Annotated in this window: 15 protein-coding genes; 4 read left to right on the top strand and 11 right to left on the bottom strand. The window is 65.8% G+C overall.

The window, feature by feature from the left end; translation table 11 throughout:
• Positions 1–94: 94 nt before the first annotated feature.
• A complete protein-coding gene (locus tag A8G18_RS15990) occupies positions 95–1,450 on the top strand; it encodes a polysaccharide pyruvyl transferase family protein (protein ID WP_064064714.1) in 1,356 nt (451 codons plus the stop codon).
• On the opposite strand, the gene A8G18_RS15985 is transcribed toward A8G18_RS15990, so the two are convergent.
• Entirely contained in the window at positions 1,392–2,090 is a 699-nt protein-coding gene (locus A8G18_RS15985) for a GNAT family N-acetyltransferase (protein WP_084421857.1), read from the bottom strand. The genes A8G18_RS15990 and A8G18_RS15985 overlap by 59 nt on opposite strands.
• Positions 2,091–2,391: 301 nt before the next feature.
• On the opposite strand from A8G18_RS15985, the gene A8G18_RS15980 reads away from it, so the two are divergent.
• On the top strand, positions 2,392–3,501 hold the full coding sequence (locus tag A8G18_RS15980; RefSeq protein ID WP_064064640.1) for a glycosyltransferase: 1,110 nt from the start codon (positions 2,392–2,394) through the stop codon (positions 3,499–3,501).
• A gap of 18 nt (positions 3,502–3,519) precedes the next feature.
• Here A8G18_RS15980 and A8G18_RS15975 read toward each other — a convergent pair whose 3' ends face one another.
• The 7 genes from A8G18_RS15975 to A8G18_RS15945 are packed head-to-tail and all read right to left on the bottom strand — an operon-like array spanning position 3,520 to position 12,174.
• Entirely contained in the window at positions 3,520–4,872 is a 1,353-nt protein-coding gene (locus tag A8G18_RS15975) for a glycosyl hydrolase family 28-related protein (protein ID WP_064064639.1), read from the bottom strand.
• 21 nt (positions 4,873–4,893) lie between these two features.
• Positions 4,894–6,231: a tyrosine-protein kinase domain-containing protein gene (locus A8G18_RS15970; RefSeq protein WP_064064638.1), complete on the bottom strand. Its 1,338-nt coding sequence runs from the start codon at positions 6,229–6,231 to the stop codon at positions 4,894–4,896.
• 16 nt (positions 6,232–6,247) lie between these two features.
• A complete protein-coding gene (locus tag A8G18_RS15965; RefSeq protein WP_064064637.1) occupies positions 6,248–7,612 on the bottom strand; it encodes a hypothetical protein in 1,365 nt (454 codons plus the stop codon).
• Positions 7,609–8,676 (bottom strand): CgeB family protein, encoded by a 1,068-nt coding sequence (locus A8G18_RS15960; protein WP_064064636.1) that lies wholly within the window; start codon positions 8,674–8,676, stop codon positions 7,609–7,611. Before A8G18_RS15960 ends, A8G18_RS15965 begins: the two co-directional genes overlap by 4 nt.
• On the bottom strand, positions 8,673–9,947 hold the full coding sequence (locus A8G18_RS15955) for a lipopolysaccharide biosynthesis protein (protein WP_172506144.1): 1,275 nt from the start codon (positions 9,945–9,947) through the stop codon (positions 8,673–8,675). Before A8G18_RS15955 ends, A8G18_RS15960 begins: the two co-directional genes overlap by 4 nt.
• A 14-nt stretch (positions 9,948–9,961) precedes the next feature.
• Positions 9,962–11,116, bottom strand: coding sequence for a glycosyltransferase family 4 protein (locus tag A8G18_RS15950; RefSeq protein ID WP_064064634.1), 1,155 nt, complete (start codon positions 11,114–11,116; stop codon positions 9,962–9,964).
• The gene (locus tag A8G18_RS15945; protein ID WP_064064633.1) at positions 11,113–12,174 is read right to left on the bottom strand and encodes a glycosyltransferase family 4 protein; all 1,062 of its coding nucleotides are present in this window, start codon (positions 12,172–12,174) and stop codon (positions 11,113–11,115) included. Before A8G18_RS15945 ends, A8G18_RS15950 begins: the two co-directional genes overlap by 4 nt.
• Positions 12,175–12,411: 237 nt before the next feature.
• Between A8G18_RS15945 and A8G18_RS15940 the strand changes: the two genes are divergently transcribed.
• Positions 12,412–13,242, top strand: coding sequence for a glycosyltransferase family 2 protein (locus A8G18_RS15940; protein ID WP_064064632.1), 831 nt, complete (start codon positions 12,412–12,414; stop codon positions 13,240–13,242).
• 42 nt (positions 13,243–13,284) lie between these two features.
• On the opposite strand, the gene A8G18_RS15935 is transcribed toward A8G18_RS15940, so the two are convergent.
• Positions 13,285–14,733 carry an exopolysaccharide biosynthesis polyprenyl glycosylphosphotransferase gene (locus tag A8G18_RS15935; RefSeq protein WP_064064631.1) on the bottom strand — a complete coding sequence of 483 codons (1,449 nt, stop codon included), beginning with the start codon at positions 14,731–14,733 and terminating at the stop codon, positions 13,285–13,287.
• Positions 14,730–15,884, bottom strand: coding sequence for a class I SAM-dependent methyltransferase (locus A8G18_RS15930; RefSeq protein WP_245207899.1), 1,155 nt, complete (start codon positions 15,882–15,884; stop codon positions 14,730–14,732). The genes A8G18_RS15935 and A8G18_RS15930 overlap by 4 nt, the downstream gene beginning before the upstream one ends.
• Positions 15,885–15,946: 62 nt before the next feature.
• Here A8G18_RS15930 and A8G18_RS15925 point away from each other — a divergent pair, with 62 nt between their 5' ends.
• Positions 15,947–16,501, top strand: coding sequence for a dTDP-4-dehydrorhamnose 3,5-epimerase family protein (locus tag A8G18_RS15925; protein ID WP_026002887.1), 555 nt, complete (start codon positions 15,947–15,949; stop codon positions 16,499–16,501).
• 16 nt (positions 16,502–16,517) lie between these two features.
• Here the strand turns inward: A8G18_RS15925 and A8G18_RS15920 are convergent, their stop codons facing one another.
• Positions 16,518–17,558, bottom strand: a complete 1,041-nt coding sequence (locus A8G18_RS15920; RefSeq protein WP_064064629.1) for an NAD-dependent epimerase/dehydratase family protein — start codon at positions 17,556–17,558, stop codon at positions 16,518–16,520.
• Position 17,559: the final 1 nt, after the last annotated feature.

The following is a 17,559-nucleotide window of genomic DNA, read 5'->3' as shown; positions in this document are numbered from 1 at the left end:
CGGATCGTCCTTCCTTGTCGGACCGGACAATTCGGTCCGACAGTCAGATATTTCTCCGACCGTTCGAAGTTCGCGAGTGCCCGAAGGTGCCGACATGACGAATCGCGTCCTCTCTCCGACCGGCGGTGCTTCGTGCGAGGTTCGCGTTCTCCTCGAGAACGGGGAGTACTGGCTCAACAACAAGGGCGACCTCGCAATTCTCGACGAGACCGTACGGCGGTTCGCCGAGCGATGGCCGCACGCCCGAATCGGGGTGCTGACCTCGGCGCCCGCGTTGCTGCGAGCCTATGAACCGCGTGTCGACGCGATCTGCTACCAACGGGGTGGAAGTTGGCCGCGCCGCCGCCGACGGCCGGGGCCGGCAAGCCTGCTGGGCCCCGGGATCGCGGGTGCTCCGATGAATGCTTGGGACGCTGCGGTCGCTGTGCCCGGCCGAATCACCCGGCGGGTGCGGCGTGTGAGGGGAACAGCGGACGAAGACCGGACGGTGCCGGATGCAGTGGCCACCGCTTCCGTGGTGGTTGCGATCGGAGGCGGATACATGACCGACATCGACCGGTTCCAGACGGAACGGACCCTGACATTGCTCGAGCGGGCCGCAGATCTGGGAATTCCCACCGCGATGACGGGACAGGGGTTCGGTCCGCTCACCGCGCCCGACCTCCTCGAGCGGGCCGCGCAGGTTCTGCCGCGAGTGGATCTGATCGGGCTCCGCGAAGACCTGCGCGGACCGGAACTGCTGCACTCCCTGGGTGTCCCTGCGGACCGCGTCGTGGTGACGGGGGACGACGCGGTGGAACTCGGCTACTCCACGCGGCGAGCGGAACTCGGTACGGATCTCGGCGTATGTCTGCGAGTGGCCGAGTATTCCCCGGTCGGTGCCGCGATCAGCGACGCGGTGGGACGTGCGGTGCGCGAGAAGGCCGCTGCCCATGCCGCCCACCTCGTCCCGCTGATCGTGTCCGAACACGACGCAGAGGACCGAAGGTCGACGATGCCACTGCTCGCCGAGTATTCGGGGACGATCCCGCCGCTCGGCAGGTTCGCCGGCGCACGGGCACTCTCGCACCGGGTGGGGCGGTGCCGAATGATCGTCACCGGTGCCTACCACGTGGCCGTCTTCGCGCTGTCGCAAGGGATCTCGGTCGTAGGGCTCTCGACGTCGCGTTACTACGACGACAAGTTCGCCGGATTGAGCTCCATGTTCGGTACCGGAATCGAGACCGTCCGGCTGGACGAGGACGGAATGCCGGACCGCCTCCGTGCGGTGATCGGAAAGGTCTGGGCCGACGCGCCGGACATGCGTAGTGAGCTGCTCACGCGCGCGGAGCGGCAGATCCGCGCGAGCCGGGCGGTCTTCGACCGCATCGGCGACCTCGTGGAGCTGCCGGTCAGCGCGCGGCGCGATCCGCAATCCGATCCTTCTCCGCCGCCCACATCTCCGCGGTGATGGCCCAGAGGTGGTGATCCTTCCGGGAGCCGCCCACATCGAGATAGCCGACCATGGTGCCCTCCCGGCGCATCCCGGTCTGCTCGGCACAGTGCGCCGCGGGAACGTTTCCCACGCACACGGGTGCGGTGATGCGGTGCAGCCCGAGGGGACCGAACCCGTAGTCGGCGAGCATCCGGGCGGCGGCCAGGGCGACACCCTTGCCGGCGAGGGTCGAATCGATCCATATCCCCGCCTCTGCCAGACCCGCCCACCGGTCGATATGTTCGAGATTGAACTGTCCGGCGAACAGGCCGTCCACCTCGATGACCAAGGGCAGGGCACGTCCTGCCCGGGCCTCGCTGCGGGCGTGCAGGTACTCGTCGACCCATGCCTGCTCGCTGTGGCGTTCCTCCCAGGGAAGCGAGGACGAGGTCCAGAACGGTTCGATGAACCGCCGGTCGCGGATCCGGAGTGCTTGCCAGCGAGACCAGTCCGACAGACGGGGTGATCGGAGGACGAGGCGATGCCCCGACACCTCGACGGGACCCAGTCGCACACACAGGCTGTAACCCTGCTTGCACCGGAGCCGGTGGCGCAAGGGGCGGGTATACAGTCTTCCCGCCGTGGTGAGCACCACGAACGGCCTGGGACGCTTCATGCGTTCACCTCTGCTGGGCGACTCCGACGGGGCGGACAATGAAACGGCGACCACCGGCGGTGGAGGGTGTGGATCCAGCGTACTCGCCGGGACGGGAAGGATTCGGTCGGAACGGCCGAATCGGCCGGACGGGAACCGGACCGAACGGGACGAACGCCGCACGACGGTCCGAACATCCGTCCGGTCGCGTCCTCCGGTGATAGCGTCCGTACAAGGGACGGGGACCGAATCGAAAGAGGCGACACATGATCCGGCCCGACAGCGACATTCCACCGCCGCCCGCTACCCACCGTCGAGTGCCGTGAGCGCGCGTCGCGTCGCCCTGGTCCACGAACGGTTCACCGAGATCGCAGGCTCGGAGCAGGTCGTCGAACAACTGGCGGTGCAGTGGCCGCAGGCGAGGGTCCACGTCCCGATCGCCCGACCGTCCGGTATCCCGTCCCGGCTGCGCACACGGATCGACACGACGTGGCTCGACGGGCTCTACCACCTGTCGGGGGAACGTTCGTACGCCCCTCTTCTTCCCTTGATGGCGAGAAGCTTTCGAAGCATGAAGCTCGACCGCGCCGATATCGTCGTCATCAGCCACCATGCCTTCGCAAGCCAGGCGGTCTTCGCCACGACGGCACCGACGATCGCATATGTGCACAGTCCGGCACGGTGGGCATGGGACGCATCGTTGCGTGAGGGCGAGGGCGGTGGTCGTCCGGGAGGAGTCGCACTCGGGTTGCTCGCCGTATCCGCGCGGCGTGCCGAACTTGCTGCCGCGCCCCGGTTGTCTCGTATCGTGGCGAACTCCACCACCGTCGCCGACCGCATCCGCCGGTGGTGGAACCGCGACTCCGTGGTCGTCCACCCACCGGTCGACACCGAAGCATTCACCCCCGACAGCGGTGTGCCGCGGGAGGACTTCTTCCTGCTCGCGGGACGCCTCGTTCCGTACAAGCGGCCGGACCTGGCGATTCGGGCGGCGAACACTGCGGGGGCGCGTCTCGTGGTCGTGGGTGACGGTCGCAGTACGGAGCACTGCCGGAAGATCGCAGGGGAGACGGTGGCCTTCCTCGGACGCGTTCCGCACAGGCAGCTGGTCGACATGTACCGACGCTGTCGTGCAGTGGTGATGCCCGGTCTCGAGGACTTCGGGATCGTGCCTGTCGAGGCGATGGCCTGCGGCACACCGGTGATCGCCCTGGGCGCGGGCGGAGCTCTCGACACCGTTCTACCCGGATCGACCGGGCTGCACGTGTCCGGCGGCACCGATGCGGAACTGGTCGACAACTTCGCCACCGCGATGAGGGATTTCGACGGGAGGAATTACGATCCCGGGAGGATCCGATCGCAGGCGGAGACCTTCTCCCGGCGCATGTTCCGGGAACGGATGCGAGATGTCGTCGATCAGGTGACGAGATGACACGGTCGACCGGAGGTGTCATCCGGCGGGGCGCCGATCACCGAGTGGTTCCGTTTCCACCGTGCCCTTCGTGGTGACCCGCAATCGCCAGTACCGTCCGTCGTCGTCCCGGAGGATCGGACCCGACCCGGGCCGATCCGACAGCCACGATCCGTCGGCGAGGATCGCGGACAGCGTTTCGCCGTCGCTGTTCTCGGCTCGCAACAGATCTCCGTCGTCGACCGCGCGGGTCACCACGGGCCCTACGAAGGTCCCACCCGAGAGGACGCCGCGCCCGACGACGTTCCAATCCTCGGGGAAAGTGGCGAGGTCGATGTCGGTGGACGCGCTCGAAACGAGATTGACCGCGGTGCCTTCCGGGCACCCTTCCGGGTCGATGCGCAGTTCGGTCGGAAACACCTCGGTGTCCGGATCGAAGCGCACGTTGGCGAGATAGGGCTGGCGGCAGTAGATCAGATCCAGACACACGCTCCGGGCTGCGATCTTGCAGTTGACCAAGCCCAGTTGGGAGGGCCCGCCGCGGCCGCGTTCACCGACGGACAGAGCGGTGTCCGCCCCTTCGAACCACACGTTGGTCAGCCACCAGTTGTTGGCGGCACCGTCGATGCGGATGTGCCGGTCGGTCGTCCTCGGATCGTTGTCGGACACGAATTCGACATCGGTCAGGGACAACCCGGCGTTGTGATCGTTTCCGGTGCCCAGGACCCCGATGTAATTGTTCGTCAGTTTCGAGGCCGTCAGATAGTTCTGGATACACGAGGTGACCATCCCGATTCCGAAATTGTTGATGTCGCAGTCGACGAAGGTGGTTCCGCCCGTGTTCCCTTCCAGGACCACGCCCTGCTGGGCGCGGTAGAGCGGGAAGTTCTCACTGAGATGGCTTCCTCGCAGGACCACCGAATCGAACGAACACCGGAACGAACCGGACAGTGACACGGCGACGGCTTCCGGACCCGTCAGATAGACACCGAGACGTGCGAAGCGGACACGGTGCCGATCACGAAGCGAGATCAGCGGTCCGCCCCCTTCGTAGAACACGATGGTGACGTCGCCGCCGTCCCCGGTCACCGTGGAGAAGTCCGGCAGATCGGGCCAGGCGGTGACGCGGTAGTAGCCGGCCGGGAGGTACAGGACAGCGGGCCCGTCGCCCGCGGAGGCCGCACGGGCGATTGCTTCGGTGTCGTCTGCCGTACCGTCACCCACAGCACCGAAGTCACGGACGTTGCGTCGCTGCGACACGCTCGACACCTCGGGAACCTCCCGTTCGACATCGGGGACCGGTGCCCGCGGCGAGCAGGCCAGGGGAAGTGCTGCCGCGGCGCCGAACGACGCGGCGAGCATTTTTCGCCGGTTGAACACCATATCGGCCATTCTCGTCCACCTGGAGGGACGCTAGGGGGAATACGCGAGTCCGAGATCCGCTGCCGACCGGGAACTCCGGCGCTTTCTGGCTCGAACGGATCGGCGAGTACGTGCCGTGTCGGTCGTAACGGCCCCGAGGAGTCTTGCTCCGGACGCGCCGAAGACATCCGCAGCGGCTTGCACCCGGGGCGCTTTCGTGGTGCCGAGTCGAACCACGGCGATCGATGCGTCGCAATGCGTCGAGATATCGAGCGCGGCAGAGTCCGTGAGCACCGGAGCGGCGACCACGAGAATGTAGTCGAAGCGATCCTCCAGCGCCGAGAGAAGGCCGGCGAACCGATCCGTTGTCAGCAGGTCCGACGTGCGCTCGTCGGCGGCGCCGAGTGGGACGATCGAAACCCCCGACTCCGACCGGACGGGAAATTCGGTCAGTGGCGGGTACTCGTCCCGCAGCCATTCGGCGACTCCGGGTACCGACTGCATATCGAGAAGTCGAGTGACGCCCTCGCCGGACGTGTCGGCATCGATCAGAGCGACCCGAGCGCCCGTGTCCGCCAATGCCTTGGCGAGCCGCGTGGCGACGCGCGGGTCGGACTCCTCGGTGAAACTCGTGAACATGACCACCAGCCGATCCCGGCCCTGGCGTGCTGCGGTGATGTGTGCGCGCAGCCGCCCCACATCTCTCGTCGCGTCGATGCTGTGAGATGAGATCGTACCCAGGACCGGCACGCCCGCGGAACGGGCGAGCTGATCCGGGGTGCGGACCGTCGGATCGAGCTTGTCCCGGAAGAAGGCGAGCAGGAAGCCGAGGCCGAGTCCGGCGATGATGCCGAGTGCGAGATTGCGTTTCGCGTTCGGGCCGATGGGTTCGGTGGGCAATGTGGCCGGATCGACGACAGACACGCGGGCGGCCGGCGCCGCACCGACCACGGTCGTTTCCATCTCTGCGACGAGCTGCGCGAATTCGTCCGAAACGGCACGGGAAAGCTGACGTGCCGTTTCGGGAGTGGAGTCGGTCACCGAGATCTCGAGCAGGGTGGTGGCCGGCGGGAACGTCGCCGACACCTTGCCCTGCAGTTCGCTCGGTGAGATGGTCGAGCCGAGCCGGTCGACGACTCGCTCGGCGACGGTGGCCCCCGTCGCGACATACGGATACGACGTGATGCGCTGTTGCGCTGCAAGGCCGCCCTGATAGGAGTCGTTGACCGATGTGCCGGTCGCCATCGATACATACATGCGGGTCGTCGACACGTAGACGGTCGGGATTGTGGACGTGTATGCCCAGGCAAGGGCCGCGCAGGCGAGGGCCGTCGCGAGAATGATGTGCCACCTGCGGCGCACGATTCCCAAGTAGTCACTCAATGCCATGGTTGCACCCCTCTTCTCATTCCCCGACGACTGCGCTGGACGTGTGTGTTGACGGAGCCGTGGCTGCCGTGGAGGTGGTGCGTTTGCGGTATTCGCGAACGGTCATGTCGACGAGCCAGACCAACACGACGAGCTGGAGGGATTTGCCGATCACCTCCATGCTGCCGAGGAACCCCCGTTCGAAAAGGATCGGGGATGCCGTAATCGCCAGTCCCAGGGCCACCACGACGATGTGTCGGGCCTGCAACGCCCGCACGCCGAGCAGGAGCAACCCGAGGGTGAACAGCACACCGACGGCGACACCCGGATATCCGGCGATGACGAATCCCTCGTTGATGTTTCCGTCGGCGAGGGAAACCGAGATCCGGCTCATATCCATGGACGACCCCCGCACCTCGACGGCCCAGGCGGTCCCGGATCGTAGCTTCTCGGCGCCGAGGAGCTGTGCGGGAATCAAACTCTGGAGACCGTGCTGGGCGACTTCCAGAGGAGTCCTCCACGGACGCATGACCATGTAATAACTGTCCGTAGCAGCTTCGAGCAGATCGAATCGCCGCAGGATGCTCAGATACGGCTGTACCGACGGAGGATAGGCCGAATCCCGTGGCAACGCCTCTGCTCGTACGTAGTCGGGTTGTTTGATCGACTGCAGCCACCCGAACGCGCCGATACCCACAGCCGAGATCAGGACGATGCCCACGACTCGCAGACGGGACCAGCCGTGTAAGGCGAACCGGACGGCCACGGCCATGGCGGCGCTCATGACGGGTGTCTTCGACTCGACTGCCACCGTCCACAACAACTCGATCGTGAGCAGCGCAGCGAGCAGGACGAATGTCGTTCTTCGGTCCGTGGGCCGGATGAAGATGATCAGCCCGATCGCGCCGACCGTGGCGAGTTGTGCGACGAAGCCGAGAACAGGATCGGCGCTCTGAACGTCTCCGGCTTGACCGGTCGATCCCGTGAGGTACATGACAGCGCGGCCGACGATGCCTATCGCGTACACGGTTGCAAGAGTGGGAACGAAGTCGGCGGTGGATTGCCGGGAGGGAGTGGTCCGGGGGCGGCGGTGAGCCCAGATCGCATAGGCCACTACGGCACCGGCGTATACCCACAGGCCGAATGCCACCGGCTGCAGAACTTCCGAGACGCCGCGGTCGTAGCCGATCGCAGCGAGGCGCGGATCGGCGATGTTGTCCGCGTATCGCGGTTGCGGCTGCACTGTCAACAGCACCAGAGGGCGTGCGACGTAGGACAGGGCCCAATAGACGGCCTGCGCGATCAAGAACACCCTCGCGACGCCGGGGATGAAGGCGGCCGCTACGACGATCGCGATCAGAGCCGTGCTCACCAGGGCGAGCTGGATGTCGGGAGAGTTCACGGCGTACCCTTCCCTGTCCCGGATCCGACCGTGCCCGACGTCGACGATCCCTGCGCGTCCCTGCCCTCGAGTGCGGCGACGATCTCGCGTGCGCGGTCGACGTACCGATGGTTGCCGGTCACGATGCGGCGGTGTCCGGCCTCGGCGACGGCTCGCGCACGCTCAGGACGACGGTCACACCACCGGAGGATCTCGTGCAGCTCGTCCACCGCGGAGAACAGCAGACATTCCCGGCCCTCGGTGAGAAGGGCGGCATGCTCGTCGGTGCGTTGCCCGACGAACAATCCGCCCGCGGCCGGCACCTCGAAGGTGCGGCAGGTGTGCGTGTCCCGATTGTCGGAGTTGAGGAGAACCAGATTCGCCGTCACCGATGCGATCGCGGTGGAGAAATGTTCCCCGTACACCGGGCCACGCACCATGGCGTGGGTGTGACGCAATTCGGGCACGCGTCTCCAACCGGGGCCATGGACGAGCATCCTCTCCCCGTAATGTCCGGCCAGGGCGAGAACGGCGGAACGGCGATCGGGACGGCAGTTGCCGACGAAACCGAGTAGGTACCGCTGTGGGTCCCGACGTGCCGAAAGGCGGTGCCAGGCGGGATCATAGGCGCTCAGTACGAATTTCACGGCGGCTCCTCGGGTGGCGAGTTCCGGGACGTTGTGCCGTTTGGTGGTGACCACGAGATCCCACTCGTGTTCGTGCCGAAGATAATCCGGCGTCGTGTTGTACGGGTTCGACGCGTCGTCGGGGCTGTAGTGCACGTGCAGACGGGCAGGCGTATCGAGCAATCGGATCTGGTCGAGATGCACTGTCCGGAAACAGAACAGCACATCGGGAGACAGGGCGGTAGCAACCGATTCGATCCGGCGATGTACGGACCCGAGGTCCCACGGAGCGCGTTGCCGGCGCATCTTCGAGTAGAACCACGGTGGCGAGAATCGGGTGGGTAGGGTCACGGCAGTGGTGTCCACGACGACCACGTCGTGCCCCGCCTGACGGAATCCGTCGGCCAGCGAGCGGGCGTTGCTACCCACCCAGTCGTCGCCGACGAAGAGGATCCTCATCGTTTCTCTCCCCTGCAGGTGGGGACGCCGATCTCGTCGACGTTCTCGTCGGAGGGCCGGGTACGCCGCTCCTGCAGCACGAGATGCCTGGTCCGGAGGAGGTACCACAACGCAACGCTGAACTCGCATGCCACAGTGCCGTAGACGAGCGCCCACACGGAGTGGGTCCGGAACGCCACGTAGAGCGCAAGAGCAGCGACGCAGGTACCGACGATGGAGCCGATCAGTACACCGGAGGTGTCTTCGCGTACCGGCAGGACAGCTGTGGTGACGAGCGAACTCAGAGCCGTGGCGGGAAGTATGAGTGCCTCTACGCGCAGGAGTGGGACGGCATGAACGAATTCGCTTCCGAACACGAGCCGCACGATGAGCGGCGCGGCGACCCACAGCGCCGCGGTCGCGACGACAGCGATGCCCACGCAGACAAGCATGGCGAGGCCTGCGCGCCGCCAGAATCGTTCGTCGTCACTGCTGCGCGCCATCCGTGGCAGCAGAGCGAAGCCGATCGGATCGAGCATGGACTGCACGGCGCGCACGAGTCGGTCACCGGCCGAATACAAACCCAGGGACGCGGCGTCGAGCACGGAAGAGTAGATGGCTGCAGCTCCCTGACCGTAACTGACCACCAGGAGGCGAGACGTGAATACGGGGGCGGCCATGCGCACGGTGGGCACGACCCGGCACGGCCGGGCCGGACGCCCGTACTTGTGGAGCGAATCCCGCCAGGTGAGCGCGACGGTGAGGATCGACGATGTGAGCATGCACAGCATGGCGACGGATGCGCTCGGATAACGAGGCAATACCAGCAACAACAAGGCAAGATAGGCGAGTCGGCCGACCCCCTGGTAGAGCGTGGAGGCCACGAATCGGCCCTGTCCGATGAGGATCCAGTCCTCGGAGATCGACCAGAAGCCGCCCGCGAACAAACCGAGCAGGATCATGTGGATGTGAGGATCGACTTCGACCGTCGATCCGGCGAGGAGTGCGGCGCCCAGCGTGACGAGCACCGTCACACGGATGGCGAGGTAGTCGCCGCGGATCTGATTGACATCGCTGGTGGGAACCTTCGCTGCCAGGAATTGAGTGATTCCCAGATCGACGAGCAGTGATCCGATGAAGTAGGCCGACATCCCGATCGCCAGCAGGCCCAGACCCTCGGGACCGAGGACGCGGGCGATCAAGGGCAGGGTCACAGCCGTGACGAGATACTGGCCGTACTTACCGAAGCTGACGAATCCGATGTCCCGTACGAGAGTGACAGCACGCGTCATCCGGCGTTCTTCGCTCACGAGGTGCTCACCTCCTCGCGGGAGGGCGCACCGACCGTACCCAGGAAACGTGCGACCGCCCGCGCGGACTCGGTGATGTCGAAGCATCCGGCCCGCTGCCTGCCGGCAGCAGCGAGGCGACAGCGAAGTTCGCGGTCACGAATGAGCGTGTCCAACGCCGCGGTGAGTGCGCGTCGGTTGCCGGCGTCCACGAGCAGTCCGTTCACGCCCGACTCGACGATCTCGGCAGGGCCGCCCGGCCGAGAAGCGATCACCGCGCATCCGGCCCGCATGCCCTCCACGACGACCTGACCGAACGGTTCGGCAAGGACTGAGCAGTGCACGAGGATATCGGCGCGCCGCATGTATTCTTCGGGGTCTTCGACGTGGCCCGTGAAGGTCACCGGAAGATCGAGCTCTGCGGAAAGTCGTTCGAGATGCTCGCGGTAGGACTCTTCACCGAAGAAGGTGCCGCCGACGAGATAGATGCGCGAGGGCCGCACCGTCGTATCCGCCGCGGCCCGCAGGAATACGTCCTGACCCTTCCACGGCGTGAGTCGTCCGACAACCGTGACGATCGTCCCCGCCGGATCGTGTTGCTCGGGATGAGGGGTGGCCGGTGTGAGGTCTACTCCGGGATATGCCACGAGGGCGCGCCGGCGGGGGAAGAGCGACGACATCGTGGATCTGCTGTTGGCGATGTAGCCCCGGCTGAGGACTCGTCCCAGGATGCGTACGACCGGAGCGAGTACGCGTCCGAAGTATTCCGTGGAGACCCGGTCGTGCACGTGCCAGACGAGGGGGAGTTTCGCCCGCCACGCTGCCACGGCCCCCATGATCAAGGCCTTGGAGCTCTCGGCGATGAGCACCGTGGCCCCGGTGTTCGTAGCGACGTTACCGAGATCCCAGCCGACTCGGACCAAGCGGAACGCCCCCGCGAACAATCGGGTGAGGCGGGGGTCGGTGATCGTCATCTTCCTGCTGTCGAACGTGCGGGACAGGATCCGAGTGTCGAATCCGTCCGCGCGCATCCGCTGGGCCATCGGACCGTCCTGCGCGTACGCTACGGCGACGTCGATACCGAGATCCCGCAACGCGAGTGCCAGTCGGGCCGTGGCGATCTCCGCGCCGGACGGGGCGGCCGTGTGGGTGACGAAAAGGATCTTGGTCACGACGTCAGCTCCTTGTACAACGCGACGTGTCGTTCTGCCGCCGTACCCCACGAGAACGTCTCTGCGTGCGCACGGCACTGCTGCCGCCCCGGCGCCCGCCCCGAGAGAGCCGTTGCGATCCGGTCTGCCAGCGCTTCGGGATCGCCGGCGGGAACGATCAGTGACGGATCGAGTCCCCGCACTGCGTCGGGTAGTCCGCCACAGTCCGTGACGACCGGCACGCGACCGGCCGCCAGCGATTCGAGCGCGATCAGCCCGAAACCTTCGAGTGCTACCGAAGGGACGACCGTCACCGCCGCCTCTTCGTACAGGCGGCTCAGCCGGACGTCGTCGACGTGACCTTCGAAGGTGACGGAACTGCCCACTCCGGAGCCGGCGGCTTGCGCGCGCAGCGCCGCTTCCTCGCTGCCGGTGCCGACGATCACGAGGCGCGCGTCGGGATGCGCAGCAAGAACGTCAGGCCAGGCACGGAGCAGGAGGTGCACACCCATTCGCCGTTCGAGGCGCCGAACGCACAGCACAGCACCCGACGAGGCGGGGACCTCCGAAGTTCGGAAACGATCGAGATCGACTCCGGGGGGAACGATCCGGATGCGTTCTTCCGGAACACGATACGAATGCGTGAGCACATCCCGAAAGTGTTTCGACAGCACAACATATCGGTCCGCGTCCGCGTATCGGATCCGCTCGATCAGGTACTTCGAGTATGCGGCTGTCCTCCCCGAACCTGCCATCAGGCTCTCGGCCGCCCAGGGGCCGTGAAAATGCACCACGAGTGGATGTCGGCCCTGGCGACCGCGAGCGGGGCGACCGTAGAGGCCGAAGTGGCGATCGATGATCGCCTCCCGTGGCAACACGGTGTGGTCCCGGAAGGCGGTCCAGGCACGACGAAGGGTGGATCCGCCGATGGGTCCCCAGCTGTGCCCATCGAGTTCGGGGTTGCCGAAGGCAGCCGCCGAGACGTCGACGTCCGGACGCCGGCGCAGGGTTCGGTAGAGATCGGTGAAATACCGGTTCAATCCGCCCGGAGCCGCAGTGAACCACTCGGATCCGGTCATATGGACACGGAGTGCGTCGGCGGGACCGCAGGCGGGGGAAGTCACGGCCCGACCGCTGTCGTCGACTGTTCCGTGCCGGTGTTCTCGTCCAGCAGCCGACCCCGTGAGGATGCGCTGCGGTCCCTGCCGAAATGCGGGTACTCTCCCACACAGGCTCGAGTCGGTACTTCCCGCGATCGGTCGTCCGGGTGGTGGAACCCCTCCGGCGACGGAACTCGAACGTCACGGAGGGTTCTCATGTCCGCCACGATCTCGATCTGTGTCCCGGCGTACAACGCTGTCCGGACGCTCGAGGCGACTCTGCATTCGATCCTCGAGCAGGATGCCGACCTCGACGTCCTGGTGCTCGACAATGCGACCCGGGACGGTACCGCAGATATCGCACGTTCCTTCGACGACCCGCGCCTCCGGGTGGTCCGTAACGACGAGGTGCTGTCGATCGGTGACAACTGGAACAAGGCGGTCGCCCTGTCCACCGGCGAGCTCGTGAAGATCGTGTGCGCAGACGATGTGCTCCGTCCGGGATCGATCGAGGCGCAGGAGAAGGTGATGGTCGACCCCACGATCGCCCTCACGTCGGCCCGATTCGATGTCATCGACGAGGCCGGCGAGATCCGGGAGAGCGGCTTGGGTATACCGGGACTGGAGGGCCTGCACACGCCTCGCGCCCTGATCGGCACAATCGTGCGGCGCGGACCGGCCGACTTCGGTCCCACGGCGGCCGCGATATTTCGTCGTGAGCACTTCGACCGGGTAGGGGGCTTCCGTGGTGACCTGGTGTTCCCCATGGACGTGGACCTGTTCGCTCGCGTTGCGACATTCGGAATGTTCTTCGGTATGCCGGAACGGGTGGCTGCATGGCGGGACTCGACGTTCAACCTGTGCAGTCGAACGTCGTCGTTCAGCAAGTTGACGGACATGATGCGCTTCCATCACCGAATCGCAAGGGATTACCCGGACTTGGTTTCCTTCGGAGACGTGATCGCCGGCGACGCTCGTCTGGCGCGCGCAGCGCTGGAACGTGTGTCGGTACGGTCCCGTGGGCTGCTCGCGGTGCTGCGTGGCTGACCACTCGGCGACCGGTACGGTGCGCTGAACCGGCTGTGTGCATCATCGCCCCTTCATCGTGATCACCGCGGACACGGTGCGCAACAGGATCTTGATGTCGAACCACAATCCCCAGTTCTCTATGTAGAAATTGTCGTAGCGGGCGCGAGCAGCGATCGAGGTGTCGCCACGTAGCCCGTTCACTGCCGCCCATCCGGTCAGTCTGGACGGAACACGATGTCGCGCAGAATAGTTCGGAATAGTCTCACCGAACTGGTGAACGAAGTGCGGTCGCTCCGGTCTCGGTCCGACAAGAGTCATGTCACCGCGGACGATGTTCCACAGCTGTGGTAGTTCGTCGAACGACGTCGCGCGCAGGATCTTGCCGAGGCGACCGAGCCGGGCATCCTGTGCGATACACCAGTTCGTTGCGGATTCGTTCTCGTCCAACGGTTTCAGCGTGCGGAACTTCAACAGGTCGAACTCTCGTCCGTCCAAGCCCACTCGCCGTTGTCGAAACAGTATCGGAGCCGACCGATCCGAGAACCACACCGCCACCGCGGTGAGTACCAGCAGTGGTGTCAGCGCTACCAGGATGACGGCGCTGAAGACCCGACTCGTCCACAGCTTGATCTTCCACCTCAGGGAACGGTGGGCCGCTCGGCGCACCCGCATGAGGGGCATCGCCCCGATGCGTTCCATGTCGCCGCTCACCGCCGTGATCTCCCACAGCCGGGGGACGAGGTATATCTCGCAATCGAGACGGTCGCACTTGCGGACGATCTTCAACATATCGCAGTCGCGAGTGAACGAGAAGGCGAGAATGGCTGTTTCGATCCTGTTGGCGCTGAGAAACTCCCGTAGCCTTCCGCTCAACGGCAGGACCGGCACGTCGACCCGGCGCACGGTGTCGGGTCTGGGGTCGTCGTCGAGCAGACCGACCAACTCGAGGCCGCAGGCCGGTTCGCCGACTATCTCCTCCGCCAGCATCCCGGCGATGTCGCCACCCCCCACGATCACTGTCCGTCGACGTCGTCGTGAATTGCGTCGTACGTGCCGTTCCATTGCGTACGCGCCGATTCGGGACACCGTCGACGCGGTGAACGCGAGCGCAGTCAGCCTGACGGCTCCGAAAGACGAACCATATGGCTGGAACATGAGTGCTGTGATCACCCCGGCCAAGGTGACTGCGGCGAGTATCCGGGGCAGATCGTCGAGCACCGAAAGGGTCAGGTGGGAGCGATAGGCTCCCATCATCGCCATGAGCAGGACGAGGGTCGTCGCGGTGGGGAGTGGCCTGTCGGCCCCGGTGAGCGCAAGCGTCCCCGAAAGGACGGCGAGATCCGAGATCGGTGTGGACAGAGTGATGTGCGCCCGAATCCGTGAGCCGAGATGGCGCCGCGGATGTGGTGTCGGAGTAGGCGACTGGGAAATAGAGAGGGTGGCCTCGTCGAAGACCGGTGAGGGCCGGAGAGGCGCGACCTGTCGGGCACGACGCGTGTTGGTGGTCACGACGGTCTCCCGAATCCGATGCTCATCCGTGCAGGTCCCGAGGGGGGAAGGGTGCTCGTCCCCATCAGATCGCCGAGCGTGCTCCATCGACCTTCCAGTTCCGGATAGTGTTCCTGCACCTCGATCAGCAGGTCGGGCAGAGTCAGAAGCACATGATCGGGTCGACGACGCAGAAGCTGTTCCGGTGAAATGATCGGAATATCGGTACCCGGCATGCGTCGTCCTTGCTTTGCGGGAGACGCGTCCGCGACGCCTGCGACGAGACGCCGGTTCAGGCGAGCGCGGGCGAACAATGAGACTGCTCGGGATGCGGCACCGTAGGCGTACACGCTGCATCCGCGACGATTCATCGTTGTGAGCAATGTTCTCAGCGCGACGGACTGGCCGTCAGCCGTATCCTGCAGTGCACGCGCGGCGGTGGGGTCGGTGATGCCGGCCTCCCTCTCGTGGGCCAGAATCTGTCGTACCGAGAGCGGCAGTGTCCGGGGCACGGTGGGCGTCGCGGCGACGAGGACGGTGCCACCGTAGAGATCGAACGTCCACGCGTCGGCCACATGCAGGCCGGCGTGGGCGAGCAGGCGCCGTGCAGTGGTCAGCGAGTAGTAGGCGAAATGACCGTGCCGTAGGGCAGTCCACTGCCGGTGCGCGAGTATCGCTGTGAACGTGTGGAACTGAAGCAGCAGAACGCCGTCGGCGGTGAGAGCGGCAGCGCGCTGCCGGAAGGCGGCCCTCTGGTCCGGGGCGTGCATGATCCCGAAGCTGTCCACCGCAAGAGACGCTCGCTGCCCGGCGGGAACAATTTCGTAGCCCCGATCGGCGAGCAGAGGCAGCCAGGTGCCGCCATGCGGACTACCGAACTCGGTGACGGTCCCGCCGGTGAGCCAACCGGCATCGGCGACCTTCCGGACGGCGCCGGCGGCCTGGTCGCGCAATGCCTGCGGCTCGACACCGCGCGGTTCGTCCGGGACGGTGTCGTCGTCGACGAGCTGGGAGAGGCCACAGTCGCTGCACATGGCCATTGCCAACGGGTGCGACGTCTCGGCGGCGGTGACAGGGGTACGGTCCGGAGGGAAATGGTCTGCTGCGGGCATCACGCCGAGATCGAGAACTCGCTCGAGGCCCGTTCCGCCGCAGCCGCGACAGGCTGTCATGTCGGTACCTCGCGCAGGCGATTCGGGCATCGTCCGGGGACACGATGCGCGACAATCGACTGATGCGTGCCGACACCGCCGACTTGTGCGACGTACGAGTGTTCCGTCCCGAACCCTTCCGGGACGATCGGGGTCTGTTCACCCGCACGTTCGACGCACGGCTCTTCGACGCGGAGGTCGGGCCGACCGGCGTGCGGTCGTGCGATCTTCTCCAGGATTCCCAGTCGCGATCGGTACGAGGGGTGGTGCGAGGCATGCACGGCCGCACCGGCCGTGGGGAGGCGAAACTGGTGCGATGTGCTCACGGAGCCGTGCACGACGTGCTTGTCGACGTTCGTCGCGATTCGCCCACGTTCGGTCGTCAGCAGGTGTTCCGGCTCGATGACGTCGAGTTCGCGCACCTGTTCGTCCCGCCGGGTTTCCTCCACGGATTCCAAGTACTCACGGACACCGCGGATGTGTGTTATCGCATCGATCGGGAGCACGATCCCGCGGAGGATATCGCGGTGCGTTATGACGACCCGGATCTCGCGATCGCGTGGCCGCTGCCGCTCACCGTGCTCAGCGCACGCGATGCCGCAGCGGGAAGTTGGCGTGATCTTCTTGCGGCACTGTGATTCGTGTGCGAGTACTTCAGGCATCCGGGACTCCGATCCGCTGGAAGCGCATCGTCGAGTCCAGTTCACCGATCTCCTGGAGTCGATTCAGGCGGGCGAGCCGCGTGAAGCGCGTAGCGAATGCGTCGCCGGTCAGGCCGTACCTCCGATAAGCGTCGTACAACTCGGCGGCGCCGTCGCGTACCGTCCACCTGGCCTCGTACCCTTCGAAGACGTGGCGAACCCTGGAGAAGTCGACGCGGTAGGACCGCGGGTCCGGGCCGCTCTCGCCGGTGACGGTGACTGTGGAGCCGGGAACGATCTCTGCCACGGCCTGGGCGATTCGAGCGACCGTGACGTTGTTGACCTCACTGCCGATGTTGAAGGCCGAGCAGTGGACCCGGTCGGCGGGTGCGACGAGAGCATGGGCGAAAGCCTCAGCGATGTCCTGTGCGTGCACGAGGGGACGCCATGGCGTTCCGTCCGACAGGACGCGGACCTCGCCGGTGAGAAACGCCGATCCGACAAGGTTGTTCAGGACGATGTCGGCGCGAAGGCGCGGTGAGTACCCGAATGCTGTCGCATTGCGCAGGAATACAGGGGAGAAACCGGAGTCGGCCAAGGCAGCGACGTCGTCTTCGACGCGCACTTTGCTCTCCGCATACGGAGTGACAGGGCGCAAAGGGGCGCTCTCGTCGACAAGTTCGTCGCCGGCCGAACCGTAGACCGAACACGTCGAGGCATAGAGGAACCGGCGTACGCCTGCTGCCTTGGCACACCGAGCAAGCCGAACGGAGGCCTGATGGTTGATTTCGTAGGTGATTCGCGGTTCGAGGAAGCCGAGCGGATCGTTCGACAGCGCCGCGAGATGGATTACCGCGTCGAAACCCGCGAGCTGAGAGACGTCGACGTCGCGCAGGTCGAGGCGCAAGGTGGGTGGATCGTCGGGAGCGGGGCCGAGGAGGCAATCGGCGAACAGGCCGGAGTCCAGCCCGGTCACGTGGTGGCCGTACGAGCGGAGCACAGGAACCATGACCGATCCGAGGTAGCCCTGATGGCCGGTGACGAGTACGCGCATG

The sequence above is a fragment of the Rhodococcus gordoniae genome, from assembly GCF_001646655.1.
Lineage (GTDB): Bacteria > Actinomycetota > Actinomycetes > Mycobacteriales > Mycobacteriaceae > Rhodococcus > Rhodococcus gordoniae.
The sequence above is the reverse complement of the archived record's forward strand: the minus strand, read 5'-3'. Positions and strand labels throughout refer to the sequence as shown.

Coding starts and splice junctions, on each gene's coding strand:
- A8G18_RS15990 (WP_064064714.1), top strand. CDS start 95: ATGACGAATCGCGTCCTCTCTCCGACCGGCGGTGCTTCGTGCGAGGTT.
- A8G18_RS15985 (WP_084421857.1), bottom strand. CDS start 2,090: ATGAAGCGTCCCAGGCCGTTCGTGGTGCTCACCACGGCGGGAAGACTG.
- A8G18_RS15975 (WP_064064639.1), bottom strand. CDS start 4,872: ATGGCCGATATGGTGTTCAACCGGCGAAAAATGCTCGCCGCGTCGTTC.
- A8G18_RS15970 (WP_064064638.1), bottom strand. CDS start 6,231: ATGGCATTGAGTGACTACTTGGGAATCGTGCGCCGCAGGTGGCACATC.
- A8G18_RS15960 (WP_064064636.1), bottom strand. CDS start 8,676: ATGAGGATCCTCTTCGTCGGCGACGACTGGGTGGGTAGCAACGCCCGC.
- A8G18_RS15955 (WP_172506144.1), bottom strand. CDS start 9,947: ATGACGCGTGCTGTCACTCTCGTACGGGACATCGGATTCGTCAGCTTC.
- A8G18_RS15945 (WP_064064633.1), bottom strand. CDS start 12,174: ATGACCGGATCCGAGTGGTTCACTGCGGCTCCGGGCGGATTGAACCGG.
- A8G18_RS15940 (WP_064064632.1), top strand. CDS start 12,412: ATGTCCGCCACGATCTCGATCTGTGTCCCGGCGTACAACGCTGTCCGG.
- A8G18_RS15930 (WP_245207899.1), bottom strand. CDS start 15,884: ATGACAGCCTGTCGCGGCTGCGGCGGAACGGGCCTCGAGCGAGTTCTC.
- A8G18_RS15925 (WP_026002887.1), top strand. CDS start 15,947: ATGCGTGCCGACACCGCCGACTTGTGCGACGTACGAGTGTTCCGTCCC.
- A8G18_RS15920 (WP_064064629.1), bottom strand. CDS start 17,558: ATGCGCGTACTCGTCACCGGCCATCAGGGCTACCTCGGATCGGTCATG.